At 74.3% G+C, this 16,792-nt stretch carries 14 protein-coding genes and 3 pseudogenes; 14 read left to right on the forward strand and 3 right to left on the reverse strand.

Annotated features, from left to right (window positions below; all coding sequences use genetic code 11):
* The 3 pseudogenes from ABD794_RS07145 to ABD794_RS18670 all read left to right on the forward strand — a co-directional run.
* A pseudogene (locus ABD794_RS07145) lies at window positions 1-1,026 on the forward strand (FecCD family ABC transporter permease); the annotation flags it as partial.
* Window positions 1,027-1,163: 137 nt separating this feature from the next.
* Window positions 1,164-1,879: pseudogene (locus ABD794_RS07150) on the forward strand (iron chelate uptake ABC transporter family permease subunit).
* A 292-nt stretch (window positions 1,880-2,171) separates the two neighbouring features.
* A pseudogene (locus tag ABD794_RS18670) lies at window positions 2,172-3,010 on the forward strand (ABC transporter ATP-binding protein); the annotation flags it as partial.
* Between the two features lie 539 nt (window positions 3,011-3,549).
* Here the strand turns inward: ABD794_RS18670 and ABD794_RS07155 are convergent.
* The gene (locus tag ABD794_RS07155; protein WP_344961649.1) at window positions 3,550-3,693 is read right to left on the reverse strand and encodes a hypothetical protein; all 144 of its coding nucleotides are present in this window, start codon (window positions 3,691-3,693) and stop codon (window positions 3,550-3,552) included.
* Window positions 3,694-3,881: 188 nt separating this feature from the next.
* On the opposite strand from ABD794_RS07155, the gene ABD794_RS07160 reads away from it, so the two are divergent.
* From ABD794_RS07160 to ABD794_RS07170, 3 genes are read left to right on the forward strand one after another with little or no spacing between them, the layout of a single operon-like run.
* Window positions 3,882-4,046, forward strand: coding sequence for a hypothetical protein (locus tag ABD794_RS07160; protein ID WP_344961676.1), 165 nt, complete (start codon window positions 3,882-3,884; stop codon window positions 4,044-4,046).
* A gap of 13 nt (window positions 4,047-4,059) precedes the next feature.
* Window positions 4,060-4,866 carry a TlyA family RNA methyltransferase gene (locus ABD794_RS07165; RefSeq protein WP_344961668.1) on the forward strand — a complete coding sequence of 269 codons (807 nt, stop codon included), beginning with the start codon at window positions 4,060-4,062 and terminating at the stop codon, window positions 4,864-4,866.
* Window positions 4,863-5,795, forward strand: a complete 933-nt coding sequence (locus ABD794_RS07170; RefSeq protein ID WP_344961651.1) for an NAD kinase — start codon at window positions 4,863-4,865, stop codon at window positions 5,793-5,795. Before ABD794_RS07165 ends, ABD794_RS07170 begins: the two co-directional genes overlap by 4 nt.
* A gap of 70 nt (window positions 5,796-5,865) precedes the next feature.
* Here ABD794_RS07170 and ABD794_RS07175 read toward each other — a convergent pair whose 3' ends face one another.
* Window positions 5,866-7,284 carry a S41 family peptidase gene (locus tag ABD794_RS07175; RefSeq protein WP_344961653.1) on the reverse strand — a complete coding sequence of 473 codons (1,419 nt, stop codon included), beginning with the start codon at window positions 7,282-7,284 and terminating at the stop codon, window positions 5,866-5,868.
* Between the two features lie 156 nt (window positions 7,285-7,440).
* Between ABD794_RS07175 and recN the strand changes: the two genes are divergently transcribed.
* Window positions 7,441-9,192: a DNA repair protein RecN gene (gene recN / locus ABD794_RS07180; protein WP_344961655.1), complete on the forward strand. Its 1,752-nt coding sequence runs from the start codon at window positions 7,441-7,443 to the stop codon at window positions 9,190-9,192.
* A gap of 210 nt (window positions 9,193-9,402) precedes the next feature.
* A complete protein-coding gene (locus tag ABD794_RS07185) occupies window positions 9,403-10,533 on the forward strand; it encodes a glycosyltransferase family 4 protein (protein ID WP_344961657.1) in 1,131 nt (376 codons plus the stop codon).
* A 418-nt stretch (window positions 10,534-10,951) separates the two neighbouring features.
* Here ABD794_RS07185 and ABD794_RS07190 read toward each other — a convergent pair whose 3' ends face one another.
* Entirely contained in the window at window positions 10,952-12,544 is a 1,593-nt protein-coding gene (locus ABD794_RS07190; RefSeq protein ID WP_344961659.1) for a PucR family transcriptional regulator, read from the reverse strand.
* A gap of 238 nt (window positions 12,545-12,782) precedes the next feature.
* Here ABD794_RS07190 and ABD794_RS07195 point away from each other — a divergent pair, with 238 nt between their 5' ends.
* The 6 genes from ABD794_RS07195 to ABD794_RS07220 all read left to right on the forward strand — a co-directional run.
* Window positions 12,783-13,550 carry a helix-turn-helix domain-containing protein gene (locus ABD794_RS07195; RefSeq protein WP_344961661.1) on the forward strand — a complete coding sequence of 256 codons (768 nt, stop codon included), beginning with the start codon at window positions 12,783-12,785 and terminating at the stop codon, window positions 13,548-13,550.
* 211 nt (window positions 13,551-13,761) lie between these two features.
* Window positions 13,762-14,226: a hypothetical protein gene (locus ABD794_RS07200; RefSeq protein WP_344961663.1), complete on the forward strand. Its 465-nt coding sequence runs from the start codon at window positions 13,762-13,764 to the stop codon at window positions 14,224-14,226.
* A gap of 62 nt (window positions 14,227-14,288) precedes the next feature.
* Entirely contained in the window at window positions 14,289-14,816 is a 528-nt protein-coding gene (locus ABD794_RS07205; RefSeq protein WP_344961670.1) for a CoA transferase, read from the forward strand.
* A gap of 250 nt (window positions 14,817-15,066) precedes the next feature.
* Window positions 15,067-15,525 carry a CoA transferase gene (locus tag ABD794_RS07210; RefSeq protein WP_425585951.1) on the forward strand — a complete coding sequence of 153 codons (459 nt, stop codon included), beginning with the start codon at window positions 15,067-15,069 and terminating at the stop codon, window positions 15,523-15,525.
* Window positions 15,471-16,253: a CoA transferase gene (locus ABD794_RS07215; RefSeq protein ID WP_344961674.1), complete on the forward strand. Its 783-nt coding sequence runs from the start codon at window positions 15,471-15,473 to the stop codon at window positions 16,251-16,253. Before ABD794_RS07210 ends, ABD794_RS07215 begins: the two co-directional genes overlap by 55 nt.
* Before the next feature lie 180 nt (window positions 16,254-16,433).
* A partial coding sequence (locus tag ABD794_RS07220) for an acyl-CoA dehydrogenase family protein (protein WP_344961665.1) occupies window positions 16,434-16,792 on the forward strand: 359 nt, incomplete at its 3' end.

Raw genomic sequence — 16,792 nt, forward strand, 5'->3', positions numbered from 1 at the left:
GGGCACCGCCCCCGAGGCGGCGCCCCGCCGGAACGCCAGGCGCGTCGCGGGACTGTTCGTCTCCTCCGGACTCCTGCTGCTCGTCGTGGGCGGCCTCGTTCGCCGTCGGCGCCAAACAGGTTCCCCCGGACCAGGTCTGGCACCGGCTGTTCCACTACTCCGGCACCGAGACGGACGTCGTCGTCCGTGACGTCCGCGCCCCCGCACCCTCCTCGGGCTGCTGACGGGCGCGCGCGCTCGGCCTCGCGGAGCTCGTGATGCAGGCCCTCACCCGCAACCACCCTCGCCACACCCCGGCCTGCTTCGGCATCAGCGCGGCGCCGCGGCGCGCCGTCGTCTCGGTGCATCAGCTTCCTCGGCGTCACCTCGCTTCACCGGGTACGTGTGGTTCGCGTTCCTCGGCGCGGCCGTCGTGTCGGTGGTCGTCTGACGCGCTGGGCGGCAGCGGGGCGCCACGCCGTGCGCCTCGCCCCTGGCGGGGCACCGCCGTCACCGCCGTGCTCAACGGCTATGTGTACGCCGTCGAACTCACCGACTCCGCCGCCCTGGACCGGATGCGGTTCTGGACGGTCGGCTCCCTGGCCTCCGCGAACGCGACCGTGGTCGGGCAGGTGGCGCCCTTCATCGGCGTCGGCGTCGTACTCGCCCTGGCGCTCGCGCCCGGCGCTCAACGCCATGGCCCGCGGCGACGACCAGGCGCGGGCGCTGGGCACCCGGCTGACGACCACCAGGGTCCTGGGCCTCGCCGCCGTCACCCTGTTGTGCGGCGCGGCGACCGCCGCCTGCGGGCCCCTCGTCTTCGTCGGCCTGATGGTGCCGCACGCCGTCCGCTCCTTTACCGGGCCCGACCTGCGCTGGGTCCTGCCCTACGCGGCGGTCCTCGCGCCCGTCCTGCTGCTCGCCACGGACGTCCTCGGCCGTGTCGTGGCCCGTCCCTCCGAGCTCCAGGTCGGCGTCGTCACGGCGCTGGTGGGCGGGCCGGTGTTCATCCACCTGATCAGGCGCCGAAGGATGGCCCAGCTGTGAGCGTGCTGCGTACCCGAGGGCTGTCCGTACGGGTCGAGGCCAGGGCCGTGCTCGTCGTCCTGCTGCTGGTGGCCGTGGCGCTGGCCGTCTCCGTCGTGCTCATCGGCACCGGCGACTACCCGCTCTCGCCCGCCGAGGTGACCCGGACACTGACCGGCGGCGGCACGGTGGCCCAGGAGTTCATCGTCAACGAGCTGCGCCTGCCGCGGGTGCTGTGGCGCTGTCTCGTCGGCGCCTCCCTCGCGCTGTCCGGCGCCGTCTTCCAGTCCGTCTCCCGCAACCCGCTGGGCAGCCCGGACGTGCTCGGCCTCGGGCAGGGCTCGACGGTCGGGGCGCTGCTGTCATCGTCCTCTTCCAGGGCGACCAGGCGGCCGTCGCGCACGGGGCGCTGGCGGGCGGGCTGCTCACACGGCGCCGCGATCTATCTGCTGGCGTGGCGAAGGGCGTGCACGGCAACCGGTTCGTCCTCGTCGGCATCGCGACGTCCGCGATCCTCGTCTCGGTCATCGGCTACCTGCTCACCAAGGCGAACCTCACCGACGCCGCGCGCGCCACGCTGTGGATGGTCGGCTCCCTCAACGGCCGTGACTGGAGCCAGGTGTGGCGCTGCTGTGCGTCTGCGCCGTGCTCGTCCCCGTCCTCCTCGGACATGGCCGCGGCCTGCGGATGCTGGAGATGGGCGAGGACGCGGCGACTGCCGCTCGGCGTACGCGTCGAGCGGACCCGGCTGACGGCGCTGACCTGCGCGGTGCTGCTCGCCGCCGGTGCGACGGCGGCCGCCGGGCCGATCGCCTTCGTCGCGCTCTCCGCGGCCGCAGATCGCCCGGCGGCTGACCCGGTCGCCCGGCCCTAGCCTGGTGGCACTCTCCGCTGTACGGGGCGGCGCTCGTGCTGGTCACCGCGACTGGGCGCAGCAGCGGCTCTTCGGGGCGGATCAGCTGCCGGTGGGTGTGCGCACGGGGATGCTTGGGGCCTGCTATCTGACACACGTGTGTTCCCGCAGTCATCTCACGCGCACTGCGCCTGCCACCTTCCTACCTCCCCAGCCATTTATGTGCCACGCGTCTTTGTACCTTGCTCTGGGCGATATGACGATGTGTGCGCAACGTTTCGACGTTACGACGGTACGACTAAGGAGACTCAGCATGAGCGCTGAAGCCGACTCCGTCACCCTCGCCTACGACCGGCGGGTCATCGCGGAGGGACCTCTCGGTCGAGATCCGACAACTCTTCAACCGTCATCGTCGGCCCCAACGCGTGCGGCAAGAAGTCCACGCGTGTTGCGGGCGCTAGTCCCGGCTGCTCAAGCCGGAGACCGGTCCGTGCTGCTCGGCGGGCAGGCGATCGGTCGTACCCGGCGGAAGAAGGTGGCCGCATTGCTCGGGCTGCATGCCAGCAGTCGTGCCGGTCGCCGGACGCGGGATCACCGTCGCCGACCTCGTCGCCCGCTGGGCGCTACCGCACCAGGGGCTGCTGCGGCGTGGTCCCGGAGACTCGACGCGTCGTCCAGGAGTCCATGGAGTCGACGGGGGTCGCGCGCTCGCCGAGCGTACGTCGACGAGCTGTCGGGCGGACAGCGCCGCGGGCATCTGTGGTATCGCGATGGCCCTCGCCCAGCGGACGCGCTGCTCGACTCCAGCTCCACGCACCGCCCCTTTCAGGACGACCTACCTGCATCCATCCTCCTTCCAGCACCAGATCGAGGTCCACTCGACCTGTGCGCGGAGCTGCACAGAGGAGCAGGGGCCGGACGCTGGTGGCCGTGCTCCAAGCGACCTGAACCACGTGCGGCGCCGTGTACGCGACGCATCTCGATCGCGATGCGGAACGAAAAAAGGGGTGATGGCGGAGGGGGCGACGCGGGGACCCCTTGTGTGACGTCGGCTCCGCTCTCGGGCTCTCGCACAGCGGGTCGTTCGGGTTGCGGTGCGCGATGACACGACGATCGCAGACGGGGACGCCGTTGGTGGTGCCGGCGTTGCGCGGAAGGTGCGGGCGCGGGGCGGTTTCGTGTAGGGTGCCCCGTGTCCGCCCTAATCCGTTTCGCAGGGGCTGCGCCCCTGCGCGACCCCGACCCACCGCGCGCGGGCGGCTGGAGGGGCGTGACTCCGCGCGGGTGGGCGGGCTTTGCCCCTGCACCCACCACCGGGCGGCCTTTCGGCGCCCCCTGGACCCCTGACGGGGCTGCGCTGCCCCGACAGCGCCCTGCGGGCGCTGTCTCAAAAGTTCGTGTAGGGTGTGTGTGTGGGCCGGACGGGCCTGCACTTCAGCCTCGTCCGGCGCTGAGGACAACGCGCGGAGCGCGGTTTCAGGGGTCCAGGGGCGAGCAGGCCAATGCGGCGCAGCGCATTGCGGGCCGAGGGGCGAAGCCCCGGGGGAACGGTGAAAGGGCGGGGTGAAGGAGACCGGCTACAGGATCGCTCCTCGCATCCCACCGGCGCAGCACATCCCGCACTGCCCGCCTCTTCAGCCGCCGCACCCGCCCGCGCGTCGCCGATGCCCGCGCGAAGTTACAGCCGGCCGTCACCAGGCCACCAGGCTCGTCCCGGTCATCTCCAGCGCGATCTCCGCCCGCCGCTCCGGCGCTCCATACCGGGACCTGCACGGTACCTCCTTGATGTGGCCCTCCCGCAGGTCGCCCACGAAGGTCACGTCCAAGTCCGTCACCCGGCAGCTCAGGGAGCGGTCGCATCGGCGCGCCCGCGCAGGGCCTCTTCTGTTCGCGCTCCCGCGAGGTTCTCCGCCAGTCCTGTCGACGCGCCTCGCGGCACTCTCGATCGTCGCCATCGCACTGGACGGTACACCGGCCGGGGCGAACACCGGCGACACCCGTTCCGGTGGTAGCGTCGGAGTGCATGACCGACATCGACCGGGCCCCCACGGGGCACCCCGAGGTGGATGCCCGCCTCGAACGGCTCGCGGACGCCGACCACCTCGACGCGGACGGTCACCTCGCGGTGTACGAGGATGTACACCGAGGGCTGAAGGACGTCCTCGCCGCACTCGACAACAGGAGCTGAACCGCACGTGGCCGTGACCCGCCGACGACTCGACGCTGAGCTGGTGCGCCGGAAGCTGGCCCGCTCGCGGGAGCACGCGAGCCAGCTGATCGCCGCGGGCCGGGTGACCGTCGGGGGCGCGACGGCCAGCAAGGCCGCCACCCAGGTGGAGACCAGTGCCGCGCTCGTCGTCGTCCAGGACGACAGCGACCCGGACTACGTCTCCCGGGGCGGGCACAAGCTGGCCGGCGCGCTCGCCGCGTTCGTCCCGCAGGGGCTGAAGGTCGAGGGCCGGCGCGCCCTCGACGCCGGGGCCTCGACCGGTGGCTTCACCGACGTGCTGCTGCGCGCCGGCGCCGCGCACGTCGTCGCCGTCGACGTCGGCTACGGGCAGCTCGCCTGGTCCCTGCAGAGCGACGAGCGCGTCACCGTCAAGGACCGTACGAACGTCCGCGAGCTGACGCTGGAGCAGATCGACGGGCAGCCGGTCGACCTCGTCGTCGGCGACCTCTCCTTCATCCCGCTCGGCCTCGTCCTGCCCGCCCTCGCGGCCTGCACCGCGCCCGGCGCCGACCTGGTGATGATGGTCAAGCCGCAGTTCGAGGTCGGCAAGGAACGGCTCGGCAGCGGCGGCGTGGTGCGCAGCCCCGAGCTGCGCGCCGAGGCCGTGAAGGAGGTCGCGCGCCGCGCCGCCGGGCTGGGGCTCGGCGTTCTCGGCGTCACCGCCAGCCCGCTGCCCGGTCCTTCGGGCAACGTCGAGTACTTTCTGTGGCTGCGCGCCGGTGCGCCCGAACTGGACCCGGCGGACGTTGACCGTGCAGTGGCGGAGGGGCCTCGTTGACCACTACAGAAGCGACAGCGACAGCGACGGACGGACGTACCGTCTTCCTGCTCGCGCACACCGGGCGCCCGGCGGCCGTCCGCAGCGCCGAACTCGTCGTCCAGGGGCTGCTGCGCTGCGGCATCGGCGTCCGGGTGCTGGCCGAGGAAGCCGCCGACCTGCCGCTGCCGTCCTCCGTCGAACGGGTGGAGGCCGGCCCGGACCACCCGGACGTGCTGGAGGGCTGCGAGCTGCTCGTCGTCCTCGGGGGTGACGGGACGCTGCTCCGCGGCGCGGAGTTCGCCCGGGTCTCCGGGGTGCCGATGCTCGGGGTCAACCTCGGCCGCGTCGGCTTCCTCGCGGAGGCGGAGCGCGACGACCTCGACAAGGTCGTGGACCGGGTGGTCACCCGGGAGTACGAGGTCGAGGAGCGCATGACCCTCGACGTCCTCGTCCGCACGGACGGCCACGTCGTGCACACGGACTGGGCGCTCAACGAGGCGTCGGTGGAGAAGGCGGCGCGGGAGCGGGTGATCGAGGTCGTCACGGAGGTGGACGGGCGGCCCGTCTCGCGCTTCGGCGGCGACGGTGTCGTGTGCGCGACGCCGACCGGCTCGACGGCGTACGCCTTCTCGGCGGGCGGGCCGGTGGTGTGGCCGGAGGTGGAGGCGTTGCTGATGGTGCCCATCAGCGCCCATGCGCTCTTCGCCAAGCCGCTGGTGACGGCGCCGGACTCGGTGCTGGCGGTGGAGGTGCAGCCGCAGACGCCGAACGGGGTGCTCTGGTGCGACGGGCGGCGGAGCGTGGAGCTGCCGGCGGGGGCGCGGGTGGAGGTGCGGAGGGGGGCGGTGCCGGTTCGGTTGGCGCGGCTGCATCATGCGTCGTTCACGGACCGGTTGGTCGCGAAGTTCGCGTTGCCGGTGGCGGGGTGGCGGGGCGCTCCGCACTAGGCGCCCCTGTGGGGGAGTTGTGCCCCTGTCCCGCCCTTTCACCGTTTCCTTGCGCTCCGCGCAGGTGTCCTCAAGCGCCGGACGGGCTGAATAGCCCGTCCGGCGCTTGAGCCGTCAGAAGACGACGTGCCTTGGCCAGCGCCGAGTCGCGGTGGGCCGCGAACTCCTCCTCCGTGAAGACCGGAACCCGTACATCCGGCGGAATGCCCGCCACGTCGTACGTCCGCCGGTCCGCCGTCGGTGTCATGAACTCCTCGTTCGGCAGGCCGAACCGCCAGCCGTTCGGCAGGGAACGTTCCAGGACGTCCGAGAACGAGCCCTGCGTGTTCTCGCCGATGCGGACCGGCGCCGGCGTACGCGGCATCAGCGCCTGCGTGGCCGTCTCGCCCGCGCTGATCGTCAGCCGGCCGGTCAGGACCGCCAGGGGGCCGGTGTACACCGGGCCGTCGTGCGGGTTCACGCGTACGGGGACCTCGGGGGTGAAGCGCCGGGCGTCCCGGGGGTCGGAGCGGGCGTGCTTGAGGTACGCGACGTACGGGCGGTCCGTGAGGCGTTCCGCGACGCGGATGCCCAGCCGGTCCGAACCGCCGCCGTTGAAGCGGAGGTCGAGGACCAGGCCGCGCAGGGACCGGACGCGGGAGGACGTGAGGATCGCGTCCAGGGCGCGGTCGAGCTCCGCCTCGTCCGCCGCCGGGCCGCCCTGCGCGGCGAAGCGGGTGAAGCGGGTGATGCGCAGGTACCCCGTCCCGTCGGGCAGGTCCGCGTAGGAGACCGCGCCCTGCGCCCAGCTGCGCAGCGGCACGCCGACGGCCTCGGCGACCGCCTTGTCGGTCCGGGCGATGGACTCCCGCGTGGGCATGGACGTGTCGGCGCGGTGGCCGCCGAAGAGCCGGTCCTCCCCGGCCGTGATGCTCGTGTGCCCGTCGTGCAGCGGCTCGATCATCTCCCGGAGGATCGCGAACAGCTCGTCGTCGCCCGTGTGCGCGGTGACCCGGGGGCGGTAGCGGTCGCGTACGGCCCGCCAGTCGACGCCGTGGGCGGCGAAGAAGGGGTAGTTCTCGGCGTAGGTCTGCCAGAAGACGTCGAAGACCCGGCGGGGGTCCTTCCGCCGCTTCCCGTCGCAGCCCGCCGGCAGCGCGCCGGTCCGGCGCAGGACGCGGTGGCCGACGCTCTCGTCGAAGGCCATCCGCAGCCGGCCCGGGCCGTCGGGGGAGAGCGTCAGCCCGGAGCCCTCCCCGTCGGTGAAGCGGCCGGTGCCGTCCCCCTTCGCGTCCGGCGCCCCGGGCAGGCAGCTGATCGCGGTGGTCTCCCAGGTGCTCAGGTGCCGTCCGCCGTCCGTGACCCGGACGACCGTCCCGTAGCCGTCCGAGCGCCACACGCCGTCGAGTCCGGCCGCCGGGGACGCCACCGCGTCCCCGCAGGCGGAGGTGGTCAGGGAGAGGGCCGTGGCCAGCAGGACGACGGCCGTGCGACGGGTGGGTGCGCTCATGCGTCCAGCCTGGTCGGAGGGGGTGCCAGGGCACCATGCGGCCATCACCCGGACCGGTGGTGGGGTTCTCCCCAGGCTCTCCCCAGGCTCTCCCCAGGCTCTCCCCGGGGGACCGGGCCGGGGGGCGGCCGTCGCGAGGGGGCCCCGGAACCTCGTATGGTCGTATCCGTGTTGGAGGAGATGCGGATCCGGTCCTTGGGCGTCATCGATGACGCGGTGGTCGAGCTGTCACCCGGTTTCACCGCGGTGACCGGCGAGACCGGCGCCGGCAAGACCATGGTTGTCACCAGCCTCGGGCTGCTGCTCGGCGGCCGGGCCGACCCCGCGCTGGTGCGGGTCGGCGCCAAGGCGGCGGTGGTCGAGGGGCGGATCGCCGTCGACCGCCGGTCGCCCGCGGCCGTGCGCGCCGAGGAGGCGGGCGCCGAGCTCGACGACGGCACGCTGCTCGTCAGCCGGACGCTCTCCGCCGAGGGGCGCTCCCGGGCCCACCTCGGCGGCCGGAGCGTGCCCGTCGGACTGCTCGGCGAGCTCGCCGACGACCTCGTCGCCGTGCACGGCCAGACCGACCAGCAGGGGCTGCTGCGCCCGGCGCGGCAGCGCGAGGCCCTCGACCGGTACGCGGGCGGCGCGGTGGCCGCGCCGCTCGCCAAGTACGCCGACGCCTACCGCCGGCTGCGGGCCGTCGCCGCCGGGCTGGACGAGCTGACCACCCGCGCCCGCGAGCGGGCCCAGGAGGCGGACCTGCTGCGCTTCGGCCTCGACGAGGTCGCCGCCGCCGAGCCGCTCCCCGGCGAGGACGCCGAACTGGCCGCCGAGGCCGAGCGGCTGGGCCACGCCGAGTCCCTCTCCTCCGCCGCCACCGCCGCCCACGCGGCGCTGGCCGGCGACCCGGAGGACCCCGAGGGCGTGGAGGCCTCCTCCCTGGTCGCCGGCGCCCACCGGGCGCTGGAGGCCGTGCGCTCCCACGACCCGGCCCTCGCCGCCCTCGCCGAGCGGATCGGCGAGATCGGCATCCTGGTGGCCGACGTGGCCGGCGAACTCGCCGGGTACGCCTCCGGGCTGGACGCCGATCCGCGCCGGCTGGCCGTCGTCGAGGAGCGGCGCGCGGCACTGACGCACCTGACGCGCAAGTACGGCGAGGACATCACGGGCGTGCTCGCCTGGGCCGAGCGGGGCGCCGAGCGGCTGGGCGAGCTGGAGGGCGACGACGAGCGGATCGCGGAACTCACCGCCGAGCGGGACGTGCTGCGCGCCGAACTCGGCGCGCTGGCACAGGAGCTGAGCGACGCCCGCGCCGAGGCGGCGGGGCGGTTCGCCGAGGCCGTCACGGCCGAGCTCGCGGAGCTGGCGATGCCGCACGCGCGGGTCTCCTTCGCGATCCGGCAGCACGCGACGGACGACGAGGAGTCGGGCATCGAGGTCGGCGGGCGCGCCGTCACCTTCGGGCCGCACGGCGCCGACGACGTCGAGCTGCTGCTCACCCCGCATCCCGGCGCCCAGCCCCGGCCCATCGCCAAGGGCGCCTCCGGGGGCGAACTCTCCCGCGTCATGCTGGCCGTGGAGGTGGTGTTCGCGGGCTCCGACCCCGTGCCGACGTACCTCTTCGACGAGGTCGACGCGGGCGTCGGCGGGCGGGCCGCCGTCGAGGTGGGCCGCCGGCTGGCACGGCTGGCCCGGACCGCGCAGGTCGTGGTCGTCACGCACCTGCCGCAGGTGGCCGCGTTCGCCGACCGGCACCTCGTCGTGGAGAAGACCCACGAGGGCTCGGTGACCCGCAGCGGGGTCAAGGCCATGGAGGGCGAGGACCGGGTGCGCGAGCTGTCCCGGATGCTGGCGGGGCAGGAGGACTCCCAACTGGCCCGCGCCCACGCGGAGGAGCTGCTGGAGGCGGCGCGCACGGGACGGTGAGGGCGCGGTCGGGGACACCTTGGGCCAATGACCCGTAATCCCCAAACCGGGTGAATCCACAGATCTGCGGGCGAGACAGGGCGGGCCGCGCGCGGAGCGGTGGTGCGTGGATGTCGGTGGCGGCTGGCATCCTGGGCTCGGCACCGCGCCGTTGGCGTTCGGCCGGCTGCCCCTCCCCTCAGCATCGGCCGACTCAGGAGTCCCTCCCGCGTGAGCAGCACACCCGGCACGTCCCACGGCCGGCCGCCCCTGCACGCCGTCCAGGTCCTGGGCGGCGGGAGCGGGGGCAGCGGCGCCCATGTGCGGTCGCTGGCGGCCGGGCTGGTCGCGCGCGGTCTGCGGGTGACGGTCTGCGCGGCCGGGTGCACCGAGGCGCGGTACGGATTCGCCGGTACGGGCGCCGCGTTCGAGGCGTTGCCGGCCGGGACGGACGCGCTCGTGGTCGCCGGGATCCGCGCGGCGAGCGCGGACGCGGACGTCGTCCACGCGCATGGCCTCCGCTGGGGCGTGCTCGCGGCGCTCGCGCTGCGCGGGCGCGCCACGCCGCTGGTGGTCACCTGGCACCGGCGGGTGTGCGCGGCGGGCGCCCGGGCCCATGTCGTCCGCCTCATGGAACGGCGCGCCGCGCGCGGCGCCGCGGTCGTGCTGGCGCCCTCCCCGGACCTGGTGGACCAGGCCCGGCTGCGCGGCGCGCGGGACGCGCGGCTGACGTCGGTGGCGCTGCCGGGGCCGGGGGCGCCCTGGCCGGTCGCGGACGCGGACGACGACGTCCCCCGGGACAAGCTCCTCGCCGAACTGGGCGTGATGGGACGCCCGTTGCTCCTCGCCGTCGGGCGGCTGGAGGCGGAGCAGGGGTACGGGCCACTGCTGGACGCCGCGCGCGCCTGGTGCGCCCTGGACCCCGAGCCGCTGCTCGTCGTCGCCGGCGAGGGCCCCGAACGAGGTGCGCTGCAACGGCGGATCGAGGACGAGGGCCTGCCCGTCCGCCTCGTCGGCCGGCGCGACGACGTCCCGCAGCTGCTGGCCGCCGCGGACGTCGCGATCCTCCCCAGCCGCTGGGAGGCGCGCTCCCTGCTGGCGCAGGAGGCCTTCCGGGCGGGGGTGCCGCTGGTGGCGACCTCGGTGGGTGGCGTGCCCGATCTGGTCGGCGACGCGGCGGAGTTGGTGCCGTACGGGGATGCGGGGGCGCTGGCGGGGGCGGTGTCCGGGCTGCTGGGGGATCCGGGGCGGCGGGAGCGGTTGGTGGCGGCGGGGCGGGTGCGGTTGGGGGAGTGGCCGTCGGAGGATGATGCGGTGGCTCATGTGCTGAGCGTGTATGACGAGTTGAGTGGGTGGCGGTGAGGGTGCGTGGTGGGGGAGGGTGCCTGGCGGTGGAGGGTGCCCCGGTCCCGCCCTTTCACCGTTTCCCGGGGCAGGGCCCCGGCCCCGAACCGCCCTCCGGGCGGTGGCGGGGCTTCGCCCCTGCACCCCACCGGGGGCTTCGCCCCCTGGACCCCTGACCGGGGCTGCGCCCCTGGCCCCCTGCAACCGCGCTTCGCGTGGTTGTCCTCAAGCTCCCCCAGAGGGGGCACCCCCAGCGGGCTGATTCAGCCTGTCCGGCGTTTGAGGACGAGCGGCGGAGCCGCGATACGGGGTCCGGGGCGGAGCCCCGGAGCAGGGGTGCAGGGGGCGCAGCCCCCGCCCACCGCGCGGAGCGCGGTGCCGGGCCCCGGGGCGGAGCCCCGGAGGAAACGGTGAAAGGGCGGGACCGGGGCAAACCTCACCCTCCCACCACCCGCCGCGCCCGCAACGCCAGCCCCAGCGCCAACCGCGCATCCGGATCGTCCAGATCCACGCCCAGGAGCGAGCCGACCCGCGCCAGCCGGTCGTACAGCGTCTGACGGTTGACGTGCAGCGCCCGTGCCGTCTCCGCCTTGCGGCCGGCATGGCGCAGATACGTGTCCAGCGTGGGCAGCAACTCCGCCCGCGCGGAGCCGTCGTGGGCGAGGAGCGGGCCGAGGGCCCGGTCCACGAAGGCGGGCAGGTCGTCCCCGGCCCGCAGGCGCCACAGCAGCAGGTCGACGTCGAGCGCCCGTACGTCGTGCCAAGGACGGTCAGGGAGGCCGGAGGCCGCCTCCGCCGCCTCGGCGGCGTGCCGCAGGCCCGCCCCGGCCGACGCCCAGTCCGTGGGGGTGCCCACGACCACCACGGGGGCGCGCCGTGTCCGTACCCGCCGGGTGGCCGCGCGCAGCGCCGCGGCCACCCGGTCGGCGACCGCGGGCCGGTCCGCCGCGGAGCGCAGCGCGGCCAGCAGCGGCACGCGCCCCTCCGGCAGCCGGACGCCCGGCAGCACCGGCACGCCCACCGCCGTCAGCTCCTCCTGGACCGCGCAGGCCAGCGCCGCCCAACCGGCCTCCTGGCAGGGCAGCTTGAGCATCACCGGCAGCAGCGGTCCGGGGCCGGGGCGGAAGCCCAGGACGCGGGCCTGGGCGGGGGCGTCGGCCGGGTCGATCCGGTCCTCGGCGAGGTCGGTGAGGAAGTCGCCGCGCCCCCGGGCGGCGAGCTCCTCCTCCTGGCGGGCCTGGAGGAGGACGACGGCCAGCAGCGCGGCCGTGCGGTCGGCGGCGATCCGGTGGACGGGCGCCGCCGGGCCGTTGACCGGGAGGACGACCAGCCGGGCACGCGGGGCCCCCGGCCCCCGCCCGGGTATCGGGACCTCCACCCGGCCTTCGGGAAGGGCCTCGCGCAGCCCGTCCCAGACCTGGAGCGGCTCGGCCGCCCCGGGCGGCGCGGGGTCGGGCCCGGCCGCGTAGAGGAGCCGCCCGTCGGAGGTCTCCACGAAGACGGGGTTGCCGGCGAAGCCGGCGAGCAGCCGCAGCACCTCGGGCACCCCGCCGCCGTCCAGCAGCGCCCGGGTGCACCGGTCGTGGAGCTCCTCCGCGCGCCGCAGCACCGCGTAGTGCTCGTTGACCAGCTCGGTGTGGATCTCCTCGGTCACCGCGACGAACGGCACCTCCCGGTGCAGCTGCACGAGCGGCAGGCCGCACGAGTGCGCGGTGTCGACCACCGCCGCCGGCAGCGTACGGAAGCGCGCCCCGAGCTCCACGACCAGCGCCGCGATGTCCCGTTCGGCCAGCCCGCGGACGAACGCGCGCTGTTCCGCGGGGCGGGAGCCCAGGCCCAGGCCGGTGGTGAGCAGCAGCTCGCCGCCCTTGAGGAGGGTGGCGATGTGCGGGGCCTCGCCGGCGTGCACCCAGCGCACGGGGCGGTGCAGTTGACCGGCGGCGGCCATCACCTCGGGCAGCCCCCGCCGCAGGGCGGGGAGTTCGAGGGCGCGGGCGACGGTGATGCTGCCGTGGGGTTCCGGTTCCATGGGGGTGAACCTACGGGACACCGCAGATTCACCCGTCGTCCCCTCGGACGCCGAAGGCGCTGGCTCATGTGGGCCCTCGATCGGAATGTCCTGTTCCGTCAAGGCGGCCTGCGTGTCCGCGGCAAGGGACTCGACGGGGCCGGGGACGGCTTGCCCCTCGGGGCGGTGCGGGAAAGGATCGACGGGCCGTGTCGGCGCCAGTGGCCGGCGGCGTACAAGAAGGACAAGGTGGGGCGGGATGAGCGAGCACGGCCGACGGCGGCGTCACCGTACGGTGGACCGGGTCGCGGGGATCCTGGAGGCCGCCGCGCGGGAGCCGGGCGGGGCGACCGTGGCCGAGTTGGCGCGGACGGTCGGGGCGCCGGCGAGCTCGGTGCAGGACCTGGTCAACGGCCTTGCCGCGACCGGCTTTCTGCTGGAACACCATGGGCGCTTCGGGCTCGGGCCCGCCCCGCATGTACTCAACCTCATCGCGGGCCGGGTCGTCCCGCGGATCGGTCAGGCCGAGCTCAACGAACTGAGCCGCGTCGCGGGTACCCCGGTGCTGCTCACGGTGCGGGTGGGGCTCGACGCCGTGCACCTCGCGCGCGGCGGCGAGGACGAGATCCCCCGCCTCCTGCCGCTTGCCGACGAGCACATGGCCCGGCCGCTGCTGCGCACCGCCGCGGGCCGGCTGCTGCTGGCCTTCACCGACGAGGCGGAGCGCCACGGGCTGCTCGACGAGCTCGCCCGCCATGACCCCGAGGCGGTCGCGGAGTTCCGCCGCGCTCTTCCGGCGATCCGCGCGTCGCGCATCAGCCGCAGCGAGGGTCTGGCCGATCCCGAGGTCAGCGCGCTCGCGATCCCCGTCACCGACGGCCCCGTCGTCACGGGCGCCCTCGTTCTGACGCACCGGCGTCGCGGCCGCTCGGAACGGCTGTTCCTGGACCGGGCGGCGGCCCGGCTGCTCGCGCACATCCAGGAGTATGCGGATGTGACATCCGCATCGATTCACGGATATCCGTGAATCCGGGCGCTCGTGCAGCGCCGGGAACGAGCATCCCGGCATGACTTCGCACACGCTGACCACGACCGGGACGAGCTCGCCGCCTTCTGTCGCGAGATGCTCTCCCGGCTGCTGCCACACCCTCGGCGACCCGATCCGGCCGGGGAGCCGAGGACATCACCGTCGTCGGAGCCGATCCCCTGGTGCCCTCGGTGCACCGCCTCGCGATGCCATGTCCGCCGCGATCGTGTCTTCGGGCGGCAGACGGCGGCGCTCGGCGAACAGCGCGGTCACCCGCCACCAGAGGGTGGAGTTGCAGGCCGGGGCCGCGATCGACCAGCTCATGGCCACGTATCACACGACGCTCTCGGGGCGCCCGATCGGCGCCTCTCCTCGACGATCCGACGCTGCTCGTGGGCAAACTAACGACTTCTACCGGGCGCGCGACGGCCGGTGGATCTCCTCATCACCACCTATCCGCATCTGCGGGACCGCGGTCTGCTCCGTGCTCGGGTGCGGGTTCGACAAGGTGGGGATCGCGCAGGCCACGGCCGACCGGGACGCCTTCACGCTGGAGGAGGCCATCTGCGCGCGGGTGGCGTCGCCTGCGTCGTGCGCACCCGCGACGAGTGGCTCGCGCACCCCGCCGGGCGGTACGTGGCCCGGCGTCGGTCGTCGAGATCGAACGCGTCGGTGACGGAACCGGTCCGGCCGCTGGAGCCGATCGGTGAGGCCGATGAGGCGCTCGCGGGCGTACGGGTGCTCGATCTCACCCATGTCATCGCGGGTCCCGTCGCGGCCCGGCTCCTCGCCCAGTTCGGCGCCGACGTCCTGCACTTGTCGCGTCCCGACCCGCCCCGACCCGATCCCGATGATCGCGATGACCGGGTGGCGCAAGCGCAATGCCTACTGCGACCTGCGCGACGATCACGACCGTGCGGCCTTCCAGGACGCGCTCCAGGCCGCGACGTCTTCGTGCACGCCTACCGGGGACTTGCCCGGCACGGGGCGCAGACCGAGGAACTCGTCCGGCGCCGCCCCGGACTCATCACCCTCGAATACCACGCCTGGGGCGCCGAAGGACCCTGGGGCGAACGCGGCGGGTTCGACCAACTCGCCTGCTCGGCAACCGGATTCGCCATCGAGGAGTGGACACGACCGGCCGTCGCTGCCGCCGACGTACCTGCTCAACGACTACCTCGGCTCGCCTACCTCGGGGCCGCCGCCGTGGCAAACGGTCCTGCGCCGGCGTGCGACCGAGGGCGGCTCGCTGGCGGATCCGCGTGACCTTGGCCGGCGTCTGCCACTGGGTGCAGGAACTCGGGCTGCTCGCACGGGAGGACGTACTCGACCTGCCCCGGCCGGGCGCACGCCGTTCGCCGCGCTGTCGACCGCCGAGACCGACTTCGGCCCGCTCACTCGAACCGGCGACACCGTTCGCGTACAGCGGGTGCGCACGGTCCCCCAGCCCGGCCGGCGTTCCCCGCTCGGGTCCGCCGCGCTCCAGTGGCGCTAGGCCACTTCTCCGGGACCGCCACTGCCGCGGTCCACGCACCTCCGTTCGCCCGCCCCATCCGATACCCCAACTCCCCAGGAGGCACCGCAAGATGTCCGAGAAGCCGAGCGGCCGTCCGGCCGCGGACTCCTCGCCGGAGTCCGCGTCATCGAACTGGCCGGCGTGATCATGGCCCCGTACGCCGCCAAGGAACTCGGTGACCTGGGCGCGGACGTGATCAAGGTCGAGCCGCCCACGGGCGACATGACGCGCCACTACCCGCCGCGGCGCCACCCCGGCATGGGCGGCCCGGCACATCAACCTGAACCGCAACACAGCGCAGCGCCGCCATCGACCTCAGAAGCTGACCCCCGCACGCCGCGACGCCCTGCTCGCCCTGCTGCGCAACCGCCGACGTCTTCATCACCAACCTGCGTCCGCAGGCCCTGCAGAAGCTCCGCCTCGGCTACGACGAGGCCGCGGCCGTCAACCCCGGCCTGATCTACGCAATGCCGCAGGGCTTCCGCAGCGACAGCCGTTACGGCACGCACGCCGCCTACGACGACATCATCCAGGCGGCCAGCGGCCTGGTCTGGCTCAACCACCAGGTCTCCGGCCAACCGCACTACGTTCCCACCGTCCTCGCCGACAAGATCTGCGGCATGCAGATCGCCCAGTCGGTACTGGCCGCGCTGCACTACCGGGAGCACGGTGGCACCGGACAGCACATCGAGGTCCCGATGGCCGACAACCATGCTCGCCTTCAACCTGGTCCGAGCACCTGGGAGCGGCCGCCTGGAGGCCGACGGAGCCTTCGGCTCGGCCCGCTCGCTCAGCCCGCAGCGCCGAGCCCTGCGCACCGCCGACGGCTGGATGTGCATCCTGCCGCACAGCGACCGCAACTGGCGGGACTTCACCGCCTTCGTGGGCCGCCCCGAACTGGGCCGCCGACCCGCGCTTCTCCACCGGCCCCGACCGCGGCCCGCAACGCCGACGCGTTCTATCCGCTGCTCGCAGGGCTGACGTTGCGGCACACCAACGCCGAGTGGCAGGCGTTCTGGCGACCGGGCGGGCATCGCCGCCGCGCCCCGTGCTCGACCTGGCCTTCCGCCGCCACCAGCGCCTACGCCCGAGAGGGCGGCCTGCTGTACGAGCCGAACACCCCACCGATGGGCCGCTACCGGGTCATCGGCCGCCCGGTGCGCTTACTCGGCCGACCCGGAACCTGAGCTGCGGCCCTGCCCGGGCATCGGCCAGCACACCGACGAGGTGCTCCGCCGGAAGCCGGCTTCGACCCTTCCCTGCTGCACCCCACGGGCTGACCGATTGTCCGTCACGAAGCTCCGTAACGCAGCTCCGTGACGCAAGAAATGCATCAACCAATTCACCGACCCGGGAGCGAATGAGCCATGTCGCCTTCGACGCCTTCACCGACCCCGACGCTTTCACCGATCGCATTCCCCGATGTCGCCCTGCCCGAATCGGCCCGCAGGCTCCGCGCCGAGGTCCGCGCCTTCGTCGACGAGGAGCGCGCCCGCGGCACCGTGCTCGGCCGCCCCGACTCCTGGCTGGCCGGCTGGGACCCCGGCTTCAGCCGCCGCCTCGCCGGGCGCGGCTGGGTCGGCATGGCCCTGCCCACCGAGTACGGCGGTGCGGGCCGCGGGTTCCTGGACCGCTATGTGGTGATCGAGGAACTGCTCGCCGCCGGCGCCCCGGTCAGCGCCCACTGGGTCTCCGACCGGCAGGCCGGACCGTCCATCCTCCAGCA

This window comes from Streptomyces thioluteus, from assembly GCF_039535865.1.

Excerpts from the sequence above, each read along its gene's own strand:
- ABD794_RS07160 (WP_344961676.1), top strand. The coding sequence starts at position 3,882 with ATGACCGACATCGACCGGGCCCCCACGGGGCACCCCGAGGTGGATGCC.
- ABD794_RS07175 (WP_344961653.1), bottom strand. The coding sequence starts at position 7,284 with ATGAGCGCACCCACCCGTCGCACGGCCGTCGTCCTGCTGGCCACGGCC.
- recN (WP_344961655.1), top strand. The coding sequence starts at position 7,441 with ATGGTCGTATCCGTGTTGGAGGAGATGCGGATCCGGTCCTTGGGCGTC.
- ABD794_RS07190 (WP_344961659.1), bottom strand. The coding sequence starts at position 12,544 with ATGGAACCGGAACCCCACGGCAGCATCACCGTCGCCCGCGCCCTCGAA.
- ABD794_RS07195 (WP_344961661.1), top strand. The coding sequence starts at position 12,783 with ATGAGCGAGCACGGCCGACGGCGGCGTCACCGTACGGTGGACCGGGTC.
- ABD794_RS07200 (WP_344961663.1), top strand. The coding sequence starts at position 13,762 with ATGTCCGCCGCGATCGTGTCTTCGGGCGGCAGACGGCGGCGCTCGGCG.